10 protein-coding genes and 1 pseudogene are annotated in these 13,415 nt (G+C 37.5%); 5 read left to right on the top strand and 6 right to left on the bottom strand.

The window, feature by feature from the left end; all coding sequences use genetic code 11:
- Positions 1 to 95: 95 nt before the first annotated feature.
- Positions 96 to 1,328: a CdaR family transcriptional regulator gene (locus tag A6749_RS01400; protein ID WP_066384021.1), complete on the bottom strand. Its 1,233-nt coding sequence runs from the start codon at positions 1,326 to 1,328 to the stop codon at positions 96 to 98.
- 191 nt (positions 1,329 to 1,519) lie between these two features.
- Here A6749_RS01400 and A6749_RS01395 point away from each other — a divergent pair, with 191 nt between their 5' ends.
- Positions 1,520 to 2,686 (top strand): NAD(P)/FAD-dependent oxidoreductase, encoded by a 1,167-nt coding sequence (locus A6749_RS01395; RefSeq protein ID WP_066384018.1) that lies wholly within the window; start codon positions 1,520 to 1,522, stop codon positions 2,684 to 2,686.
- Positions 2,687 to 2,716: 30 nt separating this feature from the next.
- A complete protein-coding gene (locus A6749_RS01390) occupies positions 2,717 to 3,514 on the top strand; it encodes an aspartate/glutamate racemase family protein (protein ID WP_084797598.1) in 798 nt (265 codons plus the stop codon).
- Between the two features lie 693 nt (positions 3,515 to 4,207).
- On the opposite strand, the gene A6749_RS01385 is transcribed toward A6749_RS01390, so the two are convergent.
- From A6749_RS01385 to A6749_RS01375, 3 genes are all read right to left on the bottom strand, one after another.
- Positions 4,208 to 5,728 carry a sodium-dependent transporter gene (locus tag A6749_RS01385; protein ID WP_066384015.1) on the bottom strand — a complete coding sequence of 507 codons (1,521 nt, stop codon included), beginning with the start codon at positions 5,726 to 5,728 and terminating at the stop codon, positions 4,208 to 4,210.
- Positions 5,729 to 6,018: 290 nt separating this feature from the next.
- Positions 6,019 to 7,239, bottom strand: coding sequence for a CdaR family transcriptional regulator (locus tag A6749_RS01380; RefSeq protein WP_066384012.1), 1,221 nt, complete (start codon positions 7,237 to 7,239; stop codon positions 6,019 to 6,021).
- A gap of 158 nt (positions 7,240 to 7,397) precedes the next feature.
- Positions 7,398 to 8,363, bottom strand: coding sequence for an ornithine cyclodeaminase family protein (locus tag A6749_RS01375; RefSeq protein WP_066384008.1), 966 nt, complete (start codon positions 8,361 to 8,363; stop codon positions 7,398 to 7,400).
- Between the two features lie 157 nt (positions 8,364 to 8,520).
- Between A6749_RS01375 and A6749_RS01370 the strand changes: the two are divergent.
- Positions 8,521 to 8,996: pseudogene (locus A6749_RS01370) on the top strand (amino acid ABC transporter ATP-binding protein); the annotation flags it as partial.
- A gap of 266 nt (positions 8,997 to 9,262) precedes the next feature.
- Here the strand turns inward: A6749_RS01370 and A6749_RS01365 are convergent.
- The gene (locus tag A6749_RS01365) at positions 9,263 to 10,612 is read right to left on the bottom strand and encodes a uracil-xanthine permease family protein (RefSeq protein WP_066384004.1); all 1,350 of its coding nucleotides are present in this window, start codon (positions 10,610 to 10,612) and stop codon (positions 9,263 to 9,265) included.
- Positions 10,613 to 10,786: 174 nt separating this feature from the next.
- Here A6749_RS01365 and A6749_RS01360 point away from each other — a divergent pair, with 174 nt between their 5' ends.
- On the top strand, positions 10,787 to 11,761 hold the full coding sequence (locus A6749_RS01360; protein ID WP_066384001.1) for an aromatic ring-hydroxylating oxygenase subunit alpha: 975 nt from the start codon (positions 10,787 to 10,789) through the stop codon (positions 11,759 to 11,761).
- A gap of 46 nt (positions 11,762 to 11,807) precedes the next feature.
- Here the strand turns inward: A6749_RS01360 and A6749_RS01355 are convergent, their stop codons facing one another.
- Positions 11,808 to 12,749, bottom strand: a complete 942-nt coding sequence (locus A6749_RS01355; protein WP_066383999.1) for an endonuclease I family protein — start codon at positions 12,747 to 12,749, stop codon at positions 11,808 to 11,810.
- 213 nt (positions 12,750 to 12,962) lie between these two features.
- Between A6749_RS01355 and A6749_RS01350 the strand changes: the two genes are divergently transcribed.
- On the top strand, positions 12,963 to 13,415 hold the full coding sequence (locus A6749_RS01350) for a CoxG family protein (protein WP_066383997.1): 453 nt from the start codon (positions 12,963 to 12,965) through the stop codon (positions 13,413 to 13,415).

Raw genomic sequence — 13,415 nt, 5'->3', positions numbered from 1 at the left:
TGAATTTAAAGGCTGTCGAGTGTTTTTCGACAGCTTGAGCGGCATTTTAGATGCTTTTAAGTTTTCAAATAGGAATCTAAGGCGAGATATGTTCTTCATAAGCATTTAGGTTTTGTGGTTTTATCCTTAAATCCGGAATTTTTAATTGCAAAGTATAGAAGAAGACAATGCTCAAAGTTCGTAATATCTAAAGAGGTCAGTTCACTAATTTTTTCAAGCCGGTAAACTAATGAATTCCGATGTAAAAATAAAATTCTGGCAGTCTCACTAATGTTTAGATTGCATTTGCAATAGGTTATAAACGTACTTGACAGGGTTTGAAAATTAGGGTGTTGGATAAATTTAGTCATTTTTTCTGAAAGTCTTTTTTTTATGTAGGGAGTTAATTCATTCCCAACAAGCTCGAGAATGATATCCCAGTCAGTATAATAATAAATTTCTGGAGAAATATTCGTTTTCTTTCCGGCGGAAAGCACCTTTAAAGAGTCTTGATAGGAGTATCTTATTCCGTCAATACCATTTTTAATGCTCCCCATGGAAATTCTGGCTGTTAATTGATATTTAGTTTGTAAATATTGCGTCATCCTGTTTATATTATATTCCATTCTTTTGATAAAAAAATCTTCAGTTTCAGTACGATTGATAGTTTTGATTAAAATAAATTGTTCTAACGTTAAAAAGGAAAGTAAATCCTCCTTATTTTCTATCAAAAAATTTCGTAATATATCAATAGAAAAATTCTGAAAAAATTGCCAGGATAATTTTTCGGGAATCGGATTATTTGGACTGGAAAAATGATTCGTAAGCATAACGATTTCTATTAAATAACAAACTCGGTTTACATCCAAGTCTAGATTATATCCAAGCATTTTACCATATCTAATAATTTGTTCAGTGTCAGCCGTAGTTGTTGGATTCAACAAATAATGTATTAAATTATCAAGTGTTTTTGATTCTAGAACCCTCATTTCCTTTTTTAAATATTCGTGACACATTAATTCTACATGGCTTTTAACAAGTAGTGCATATTTTTTAACTTCTCTCGGGTTTCCAACAATCCCAAGTACCCCAATAGGTTCATCATTAATAATAATTGGAGTTGCTATGCCAGGCAGGACATTTTCGAGGTTCCTTACATCATCATACTCGTAGCAAATGGTTTCTTTTCTCTTTAACACATCAATGGAGGCCTTATGAAAACTTCCTAAACGGTTTAAGTCATTTGATCCAATTATTGTTCCATTCTCATCCGTAATACTTATAGGATAACCGATAATTTTAGTCGTATTTTCTACAATTGCCTGAGATATATTCTCTAAAAAGACCATATAATTCAATTCCTTTCGAAAAGAAATGGCATTAATAATAAATTCTCTAATAATTGAAAAATCCCTTGTGAAAATTAACTATTATTACAGTTCAAAATATTCAAATTACCGTAAAAAATTCACATAGCTAACCATAAGTGAAATTTGTACATTTAATATAGAAATATAAAAATATAGAAAGGGGAATCATGATGTCAAATAGGGCAGAAATCATCATTATTGGCGGAGGGGTTATAGGGTCCAGTATTGCATATCATCTGTTAAAGGATGGTTTTACCGGTAAAATTTTGGTTTTCGAAAAGGATGGTCTTTATGAATTTGCTTCAACACCAAGGAGTGCAGGTGGGTTCAGACAACTATATACAACCGAAATCAATATGCAGCTTAGCAAATATAGTTTGCAAATCTATAAGGATTTTTCTAAAACCATGGCAATGGACGGGGAAGAAGTTGAAATTGACTTTAAACAGAGAGGTTACCTATTTCTGGCAACAGAAAAAATGATGGGGAAATTTGAAAATCATTTAAAGCTGCAAAATAAGAACGGGATCAATTCCCAGCTATTACAAAACAATGATTTATTAAATATTATCCCTGAACTGAATATTACAGATCTAGCCGGAGGACTTTATTGTGCTGAAAGTGGCTATTTAGACCCTTATTCCGTTATGCAGGGTTATATTAAAAATGCCAAAAATTTAGGAGCGGAGTATATATATCAAGGAATTGACAGCCTCATTACCGAACAAGATATTATTAAAGGGGCAAGACTGATTGATGGAACTGAATATTTTGCTCCGATTATAGTGAATTGCGCCGGTGCCTGGGCTTCTATTTTAAGTGAGAAGGCTGGTCTTCCCCTGCCCGTTGTACCACTTCCAAGACAAATCTTTCAGTTTGATATTAAACAACCACTAAAAAAGTATCTCCCATTGACGATGGACCCAACAGGGGTATATTTTCGGCATGAAGGTGAGAAGTTTATTTCAGGCTATGCGGAGGAAATTGAGCCGGGAATCGATTTTAAATGGAGGAGATCTGCATTTGTTGAACATATTTGGCCGGTACTTGCCAACCGAATTAAAAACTTTGAGAATGCTAAAATTGAAAGAGGATGGTCAGGCTTATACGATTTTAACACAGTAGACCATAATGCAATTTTAGGTGAATATCCAAACATGAAAGGATATTTTGTTGCCTTCGGATTCAGCGGCCATGGAATGCAACAGGCCCCTGCTGTCGGAAAGTGTCTTTCAGAACTTATTCGTACGGGTAAATATGAAACAATTGATTTAACACCATTAAGGGTAGAGCGCTTTGCAGAAAAACAACTTATTATTGAGGATGCTATTTATTAGTTGAAGTTTTAAAAAAGGAGATGAGTAGAATTGACTACAAAAAAAAGGGATTCAAAATTGGAATACAATTATATTGGGTCAGAAAAAAAGAATAGTAATATTATTATCCAGAAAAAAGGCCAATATGTTACTGGTTATTCAGTTGGAATTTTATATTTGGATGCTTGCTGGTATCCTGTCATTCCTGGGAACGTTGCCAATCTTGAAACCTATGACTTTCCTGTGAGATTAAAAGTAGTGCCAGATTGCCATACGTCAAATCTTCTTTCAGGGGACTTAGCTTTGTTAGAAAGTATTATTAAAGCAGCTAAGGAATTAGAGGACGAAGGTGCGCGGGCTATTTGCGCAGCATGCGGTTTTTTTGGAAACTTCCAGGATAAAGTAGCAACAGCTGTTGCCATACCTGTGTATCTTTCAAGTATGATTCAAGTTCCTTGGATCAAAACAGGATTAAAACCTGGCCAAAAAATCGGTATATTAACCGCTTATGCAGCTGGATTAACTGAAAGCTTATTTAGCAGCTGCGGGATCACTGACACGAGTAATTTAATCATATCAGATTTAAGTCAAGAGCCAGAATTTTCCGCAATACTTGAAAACAGGGGGTCATTTGATAATGAAAAAGTCAGACAGGAGGTAGTAAAGGCAGCTATCACCTTAGTTGAAGATAACTCTGACATTGGAGCGATCCTGCTGGAGTGCAGTGATATGCCCCCATATGCTGCAGATGTACAAAAGGCAGTTAGGCTTCCAGTGTATGATTTTATTACCATGATAAGATGGGTTCATCATGCGACAAGTCAAAGGCCTTATTATGGTGTTTTTTAATCATTTTACAATAAATAAACTACTTTTTCAGATTGAAATATAGGGGAAGTATTTTAAAAAGGCAATTGTTTGAAGAATGTTAGTCAAGGAGAACTTACTAACATTCTTTTTTGAACACATACAAAAAATAGATAAATATTAGGTAGTCCTATTGGATATGTCCCCCAATCACCCAATACTAACTCTTAGATAATTAATCTTCCTAGGGTAGTTAATTCTAACATAGATAATTCAACTCCGCATGAAGTGCTTAATTATAAGACCAAGTGAGGTAGAAGAGCAGTTGTATGGAGGTGTATGAAGAAATTCCCAAAAGGAAAATAATTTACATTTTCGTGTTTAGGAGGAAAAATATGAGTGGATGGGATCTTCTAATTTAATTCTCTGCTGGAATTTGTTATCTTGCAGCTTAGGTGTAATAGTGGGATGGATAAAACATGCAATAAATAATATGAATTAATGAATGTTTATGATAAAGAAACAGCCAGAAAACAATAGGCTGACTCAAAAGGTCGTTGATTTACGACTCTTCCTGGTCAGCTTATTATTTTCTAGCTATTTTTGAACTGTTTTTGTTCCTCCTTAGTTATTATTATCATACTTGGCTGTTAAAGTTCGATAAATCATTACTGAAAAGCCGCCCATAAAGATACCTAATGTTAGGATCATCATAATAATCGCTGATGCGCCCATTTACATTCCCTCCTTAATATCCTGGGAAGGTAAAGTTGTAAAAGTTTCCGATTCACTCAAACCTTCCTCAATAACTGAACTTCTATATTTATGCTTTAATCGAAGCATTAAAGGAATGATAAGAAAAGCGATAATTAGCTGGAAAACAATGGTCCCTACATTCGCTTCTTCGAATGGTTTCCACCAAGTATCCGGATACCAAGTTGTTGCTTGATATAACCACCAGCCGATAACGATGATAAATAGAGTCGGAATAAAATATTTGATAGAATAAACCCACCAGTTTCCTATCTTAATAAAGCTTACTTCATTAATTTCTTCCTTCATTTTTTCAACACCATACTTAATAGCGGTAAAGGCATATAAGAAACAAGAAATTAAAAGGGCCACTCCCCAAACCCAGTCCTGATTGTTAAAGAAGGACATATTAACGGCGGAAGGAACTCCTCCAAGGAAGATGGCTATCACGGTGAAAACAATAGCTTTACTGCGTTTCACGCCATGGTCGGATATATTTCTTGTCACCAATTCAACCATAGCTACAAGTGAAGTAAAGGCAGCAAAGGCAAGTGCGGCAAAGAACGCGACGCCAAAGAGATATTTTTGCGGCATGACATTAATTAAATCGACCATATAAATAAAGGTAATCCCTGTATTACCGGAGCTGGTTGCCTGTGAAATAAATTCAGGCGATGGGGCTAGAGCAAAGATCGCTGGAATGATTGTCATCCCGGCTAATAATTCTACTGTGTTATTTCCAAGGCCTGCAGTAAGTGAGTTTTGGGCAATATCGTCGCGCTTTTTCGTATAAATCGCATATGTCGCATATAATCCCCAACCGGCTCCAACCGACCAGGCCGATTGTGACAAAGCTTGAATCCAAGTCGATGCCTTCGCTAAATAATCCCATTGTGGTGTAAACATATAGGACAAACCTTCCATCGCTCCTGGGAGGGTAATTGCCCGGATGGCTGTAAAAATCATTAGCAGGAATAATAATGGAAGGAATATTTTTGACATTCTTTCGATTCCTTTTGTTACCCCCATGTATACAATAAGTCCGCAAACACTGATGGCAAGGAAGTGATAAAAGACGGTCTCTAACGGGCTGGCGATAAAACCGTCCCAAATTTCATGGGAGTTTACTTTACTAGTAAAAGTACCTTTTAACGCTAAGAAGAAATATTTAAAAGTCCAGCCTACAACAACAGAATAATAGAAGGTGATTCCGATTAGAACGATGGTAATAAATGGACCGAACCAGGCAAACTTTTCGCCGACAAACTTCCGGAATGAACCGATTGTCCCCATTCGCGTTCTTCTTCCGATAAAAATTTCAACCATAATTAAAGGGAGTGACCAAAGAAATAGAAATACGGCCCAGCCGATAAGAAACGATCCGCCGCCATGCTCAGCAACCATCCGCGGGAATCTCCAGATATTCCCTGTGCCAACAGCCATACCCATGGCAGCTAAAATAAAACCGATCCTGGAAGACCAAATGACTTGATTATCTTTCATAACCTCAATCCCTTCGTATAATTTTAAGATTTGAAAAATGTGTTGACTAAGGAAAGCGTTTACATTAATTCAGTGCCTCCTTTTCAAGGATTAAGTTACTATTCTAAAAAATCCAACAATTTAATTATATTCAATAAAAAAAATACTTTCTATGTGCAAAATTAACAAAAAAACCACAAAAGAATTTGCTGTTTTCTTGCAGTTTTAACAAAGTTTTTCTATTAAAAGTAGTTTATGATTATGCTAAGCCATCTATTATTCCTAAAAAAGGAAAGAAAAAAGAACCTGATTTAAAAATTGGATTCCGCTTTCCATTCCTCATAGCACTGAATGCCTGTGTATAAGAGCATGCAATGTTCAAAGCTGCTTATATTTAGGGAAGTGATTTCACTTATTTTTTCAAGTCTGTAGATGATGGTGTTTCGGTGGATATACAAATTTCTGGATGCTTCGCTTAAATTCATATTATATTTACAAAAGCCGATAAAGGTGGACGCCAAAACATCATAGTTGTCTTGTTGGATTAAAGGGTGGGCCAGCTTTAATAGTTTATTCTGGTAATCGTTTGACAGTTCTTTTGGAAGCATTCTAAGTAATATTTCCCGATTATTATAAAGATGGATCGCGGCATCAGGCTCGAATCTCAAGCCTATACTCATCGCTTTTACTGCATTACGATAGGATTCTGATATACCGCTTAAACAGCTACTGACATCTCCAGCTGCAATAATTGCGGATACCCAGTATTTTGTCTCTAGAAATGTGTTAATTTTCTGCAGTTTTTCCTCCAAGCTTTCCATTAAAGCTGAAAACGAGCGGGGGTAGGGGAGAGACTTAATGACGATAAATCGCTCCAGGCTCAAAAACGAAACAATATCATCTTTATTCTCTTTAAAAATTAACTGTAAAAAACTCAAGACCTCCGGTTGGAAATATTGTAATGGGAACCTTTCAAATAAATCGTCGCCCTCCTTATTTGCCGATAATCTATTTGAAAAGTTTTTTATATCGATTAACAGGCATACCCGATCTGTATCAATGTTAAATTCTAGAAGCTTTGCAGACTGATAGATTTGGTCAATTACGTGACTCTCGTTTTCGTTAAAGTGAATCATCTGATGGACAAACATTTCTATCATTTTTTCCTTTAATTCCACCATTTCTTTTCGAAAGGCTTCCTGGCACATCATTTCTACTTGATTTTTTACAAGCTGAACGTATTTCTCGACCTCTCTTGGCTCTCCAACAATCCCCAGTACACCAATGACTTTATTGTTAAACTTTAGGGGAGCAGAAACCCCCGGCAGGACTCTCTTTTCAATTTTACTTTTACAATATACCATGACATTTTTCTTAATTACTTCAAGTGAAGGTTGATGAAAAATGCCAATCCGGCTTTTGTCGGTGGAGCCAATGATAATCCCTTCGTTGTCGGTTATGCTGATAGGATAGTGTAAAATTCCACTCGCTTTTTCGACGATATCCTGGGCGATGTGCTCAAGAATTTTCATGTGCAGTAACTCCTTTCCTTTTGATTCTATGTAAGGAAACTATCTTATTAAATATCTATTTTTTGTTTTATTGTAGCGATTTTTTATGAGTTGTACAATGATTCAGAAAAATATCAAAAAGACACTCAATGTTGAATGTCTTTTTGATGTAAGACTTATTATAATTGAATAATTTGTCCTATCCTTTTTTCTGACGCCCGCTCGAAAATGGTATGGGCGACAATAAGGTCAAAAAGTGCCATCCCCGTGGATTTAAATACGGCAGGCCGATCATTTGAGAAGATCGGTGTGATTTTTTTTGTAATTACCTTTGAAAAGGGGATAATTTGTGACTCGTCCATCCATTTATTTTGGAGGGGATCAATGATATCACCGGATTCTTGAATGGCGTCTTGCGTATCAACATATAAGATTTCGAGATTTCTATAAATTGCGTGTGAGAACTCTCGCATATGAGGTTGATAGGAGCCGATTCCAATAATAAGTTTACCATTATAAGCAATTTCGTCATCCGGTAAAACCGGTCTATTCGATGTGGTAGAGGTAATGATAATTTCGGACTTTTCCACTAATTCCAATGGATTTTTGGTAATATGAATTTCTACCTCTACTGGAATTACCTGTTTAAGCGAATCTATAAAGCTGGGTAGTTTTGATGCAGTCCGATTAAATAGATAAATATCTTTGATATCACGAACAGAACAAGCAGCCGCTAATTGATATAAACCTTGATAGCCGGTGCCAATCAAGCCCACGGAGTGGGCATTTTCGCGTGCTAAATGTTTCATTGCCGCACCGCCGACAGCACCTGTTTTTAATCCCGTCAGTAAGGTTCCGTTCAAAATTGCTTTTGGTGTCCCAGTATCCCGTTCATTCAGTACGACTATAGCTTGCGTCACAGGCTGCTCCCGATTATTCGGAGCAACGGTGACGAGCTTCGTTCCAACTGAATTTTTGACCACACAGGGCATCAGCAAAAGGATATTGTCGTTATCTTGAACATGACTCCTTAGTGGCATCTGAAATTCGTTATCCTCATAGAGTACATAAGCCTCCTCAATGGCATCAATGAGATCTCTCATCGACACTGCACTCTTTATATCTTTTTCATTTAGTACAAGCAAAATCGATCGCCTCCTTTTATAATAATTTTAGACTGGAAAATAAATAATTTAATACAGCTAAATTACACAAAATTTCGAAACGATAAATAAATTAATTCTATAAATAATATACAAATTCCTTTGTAAATGATTGAAAAGGGACGGGAATACTATCTTCAAGTTTAATCTTTTTCCTCACAAAACAGCTATCGAAAATGTCATGGAAGGCCAATCGTTGTCAAAGGAGTAAAAATGGAAGAAGCAAGGGAATTAGCTCAAAAGCTGCTTGAAAAGGTAGGACTCGAGGAACGTTGTAATCATTATCCATCGCAGCTTTCAGGGGGACAAAAACAGAGGGTTGCAATCGCAAGGGCTCTTGCGATGAAACCCATGGTAATGCTATACGATGAACCGACCTCCGCTTTGGATCCAGAGTTGGTTCGGGAAGTGCTGCAGGTTATGAAGGATCTTGCAAAAGAAGGAATGACAATGGTTGTCGTCACACATGAAATGAGATTTGCTAAAGATGTCGCTGACCGCATTGTTTTTATGGATGGCGGAGTCGTCGTAGAGGAGGGAGCTCCCGAGGAAATTTTCAATCATCCAAAGGAAGAAAGAACAAAAAAATTCCTGGTGCAAGTAACAGGGGAATAATCTATAAATGTAGAAAAAAATCTGCAGCCTATCCTACAGAGGATGAAATTTTTTTGGATCCTGAAAATTCAGTCCTTTCAGCGATTACAACCTATGCAAACGGCTGGGCTGGATTTATAGGATGGGGCAATTGAAAATGGAATATCTATTAGTCGAAAAGTTCATAAGTTTCTTTCTGAAAAAGCTACTTTTAAGGAATTCATTTCATCTAAAGAATAATTTTTTTAAAAGACCAAGTGCATGCACTTGGTCTTTTAATCCTTGTATCATTTCCCCGCCGCCACTGCATCATTCGTAAATTCCTGCTCTTCTTTCTCCTCCCGAATAATTAAATTCAAGATCAAGGTTGCCAACGCACCAATCGTCATACTAGAAGAAAGAAGATAGCTAGCCCAGTCAGGTGCACCTGCCAAAACATCCTTTGGTAAAATTGTTACTGCAATTGTTAATAGAATAGGTAAGCCTATAATCATCATATTTCGGTCATTAATATAAATTGGCTGTATAACCTTCATTCCGTTCGTCACAATCGCTACACACACAATTCCAAAAATTCCATTGATGACAGGTTCAGGAATACAAGTAATCATTGTAGATAATTTTGGCACAAGTCCAAGGCAGATTAAGATTCCGCCGCCTGCCATAATCGCCATCCTGCTGGCAACCCCGGTAATCGCAAGTAAGCCTGCGTTGGAGGAGTACCCTGTCATCGGCGTGCTGCCGAAAAGAGAACCGATTAAACAGCCTAGCCCTTCACCAAATGAGGCACGGTTCAAACGTTTTTCATCTAGTTCTTTGCCTGTTACAGAAGAAACAACAAACCATGTACCAGTTGTTTCAATTAAAATAATGAAATAAACAAAAGTAATCGTCAAAATAGCACTCAGGTCAAACACTGGTTTTCCAAATGGGAATAACGATGGCAATGAGAACCAAGCTGCTTCTTTTACAGGTGAAAAATCTACAGCACCTAAAAAGCTGGCTGCAATCGTTCCAACGGCAATCGCAAGTAAAACGGAAACCAAGCGGAAGAATGTTCCAACGCCGTGCATTTTTCGGCCAAGCATCATACAGATTACAAGTACACCAGCGGAAATCGCCGCAATTAAAATGTTCGTGCCAATTTTTCCTTCAGCATAATAAATGTTATTCATACCAATCGGCATTAACGAGATACCGACAATAATAATAACAGTCCCGCCAACAAGCGGTGGAATAAATTTTCTTACGGCCTTTGCAAACCACTTTAATGGAAAGCCTAAAATGGCAATGATGATGGCACCTGGGATCAGGCTTCCGGCAATGGCCCCTAATCCAAGTTTGCCGCCAATGGCTGCGATGGCGCCAACAGGGACATAGGAAGGACCCTGTACGACAGGAAGCTTAATGCCAATCCCCGTTTGAATTAATGTGGCAATCCCCGTCGCCAAAAAGCACATTTGGATAAAAAAGGACGTGTTTTCTGTACTTAAGGAAAGCAGCCCGGCAATAATAATTGGTGCAATGTATAAGTCCATTGCTAATACGTGCTGTGCTCCTAAAAGCAGGGCCTTACCGAAACTAATTTTGTCGTCTACCCCTATTAGGATATTATTCTTTCTATTCAAGCTCCGCATCCCCTTCGTTCGCATTTTAGATATTTTCACTAGGATTATAATTGAAAATGAAAGAAATGTACATAAAAACCGAATATTATTTTAAAAAAATAAAATTATATTCGTAAATGGAGTTGACCTTTCTATCATAGATAAATAAAATGAAGGAAGATAAGATTAGGAGGCGTACATTGCATGATTGAAGATAAAGTGTTATTAGAAGATTGGCTGGTCGCCTGTCCGGCAAGTGAAGTAGGCGAAAAGCCGGTGCAGGTGATGCTAATGGGGGAAAGAATTGTTCTTTTCAGAACGAGCGAAGGGGTCCATGCATTTAGGGATTTATGTATTCACAGAGGGGCTGCCCTATCACTAGGAGAGGTAAAAAATGATTGCCTTGTTTGTCCCTACCATGCCTGGGAGTATAACACGAACGGTGAATGTGTTTCGATTCCACAGCTGCCTGAGGGACGAGCCATTCCCAAAAAAGCGAAGGCTTATAAATTTGCCTGCATGGAAAAGTACGGTTTCATTTGGGTAAATCTAGCAGGTAACGAGCCTGAAATGTTCTCTTATCCTGAATTTGAAGCGGAAGACTATCGTAATATTATCTGGGGACCGCAGGAAGTAAACGCCAAGCCGCCAAGAATTGTTGAAAATTTCTTGGATGTGGGTCACCTGGCAATTGTTCATGAGGGTTCATTAGGGACAAACAGCCACCGGGAAATTGCCGATTATCATATGAATTGGGAGGATGGCCGAATCTATTCCGATGAAATACCAATCTTCCAGCCGGATCCTGATGGTTCTGGAGAAGCGAAATATGTTTACTATACGTATGAAATCCTGCGTCCTTTTACGGTGCGTTTTACGAAAAAGGATAAAGAAAAAGACCAATATTTTACGATATTATTAACTATTCGTCCGGTAGATGAAAACAAATCGATTGCTTATGGCATCATGTCCTTCAGCTATCATACGGATAACACGGATGAAGAAGTCATTGCTTACCAAGATGCGATTTTCGCTCAAGATAAACCGGTCGTTGAGAATCAGAAGCCAGAGGAACTGCCGCTTGATTTACAAATTGAACTCTCACTTGTATGTGACCGTGTTAGTATCGCATACCGGCAATATTTGAAGGAGCTAGGAGTCCATCTTGGAACAGCTTAAACGGAAAAAAAAATTGGCGCACTATGAAATTATTCATAGTGCGCCATTACTTACGGAAGGGAAAATCTATAATTTCGGTTATAGCAGGTACATCAATAAACGGATTGCGATTTCCCTGAATCCGATAGATTGCTTGATTGCGATGCTTTTCATATAAGCTGATAGGAAACTCCCGATGCCAGCGTATAAGTAAGGAAACATCAATTTGCATTAGATACACTTTCTTTATTGCCCTCGGATACCGCATGATAAAGTATAGCATTGCTCTTGCCGCCGCTCCTTTCCCAAACTCCGGTTCAAATTTGCCTTCAGCAGCCAATCCGCAGTGATTATCAATGGGTTCATCCGGAGATTCAGGCTGGTAAAAAAGAAAATCCTCATAAGGAAAATTAGAGCGGACAATATTGCACTCGGGGTCACAAACAAACAGGTGATGTAAATCTCCCTTCATCGGTTCAATACCGCTAAACCAGGACTGTGGGACAATGTGCTCCGTATTTAGTTTTAACCTTCGTTCACATGCCTTTAATTGCTTTAATAAATCAAATTCCTTTCGTTCAATCTCTTCCAGATAATGTTGAAAGTCTTCGTATTTTTGATTAATCATTGCAAAATCTTGAATAATTAAGGTTTCAGGATTTTTTCTCTCTCCCGAATAAATACTTTTAACCGCCCCATCTGGATAAAGATCCACCCATGTATATAAATACAAATCTTTACTGATAAAATAGGGAATTGGATTTTTATGCGTTTTTTCTAGCAGACTACTATATTCATAAAATAATTCAATTCCAGTAGCATTTACAGCTGTCACAGATTGATAATACTGTTTTACATCAATCTGATTTTGCCTTTCATTGTAATAGAGTTCCTGATCCGCCTTGATTTTCCGTTTATTCTCTCGTAAAAAAGCCAATTGTTTATGTAATGGAATAAATTCTAAGGAACTCTCCCAATGTTTTTTTACACTTTTTTTCTTTTTAGCCATATAATCTCCTTCTTTACTTATTAACTAGAAAAAAATAATAGGTAAAAAACTGACTTCTTTACTGCTTACCTAAAGTATATCTTACCTTCAGAAAAAATCTTTATAATTTGTAAACGTGTTAGTAATAATAGGCTGAAAGATTTAGTAAAGATAGGATAAGTGTACAAAACCAGTTACGGTTTTTAGTTCCATTAATTAGCAGGAGGGGAAATTTTGAAAATCGAGCATAAGTATTCTTTTAAATTACCGAGAGAAGTGGTTTGGAAGTACATACAGGATTCTCAAGTCCTCAGAAGTGCGCTTCCAGGCTGTCAATCCTTTGAAGAACGGTCGGATGGGGTGTATCTGGCAGAAATGGGTCTGAATGTTGGGCCGATCAAAGGCTTGTTTACGACGGAGGTTAAGCAAACGAATCAAATTCCGCCGTCTTCCTACAGGCTGATTGTAAGAGGGAAAGGGAAACCTGGGGATGTTGATGCGACCGCAGACATGTTCATTAAAGAGGCGGGAGATGGTGCGCAAGTTACGTGTGTGGCAGATGTCCAGGTAACAGGTGTATTAGCTTCTGTTGGTCAGCGCGTAATGGGGGGTGTCGCTAAAATTATCTTAAGCCAATTCTTCAAAGCTGCTGAAAAAGAAATGATAAAGGAAATGAATCGAGTATAA

This window comes from Neobacillus mesonae, assembly GCF_001636315.1.
Taxonomy (GTDB): Bacteria; Bacillota; Bacilli; order Bacillales; family Cytobacillaceae; genus Neobacillus; species Neobacillus mesonae.
The sequence above is the reverse complement of the archived record's forward strand: the minus strand, read 5'-3'. Positions and strand labels throughout refer to the sequence as shown.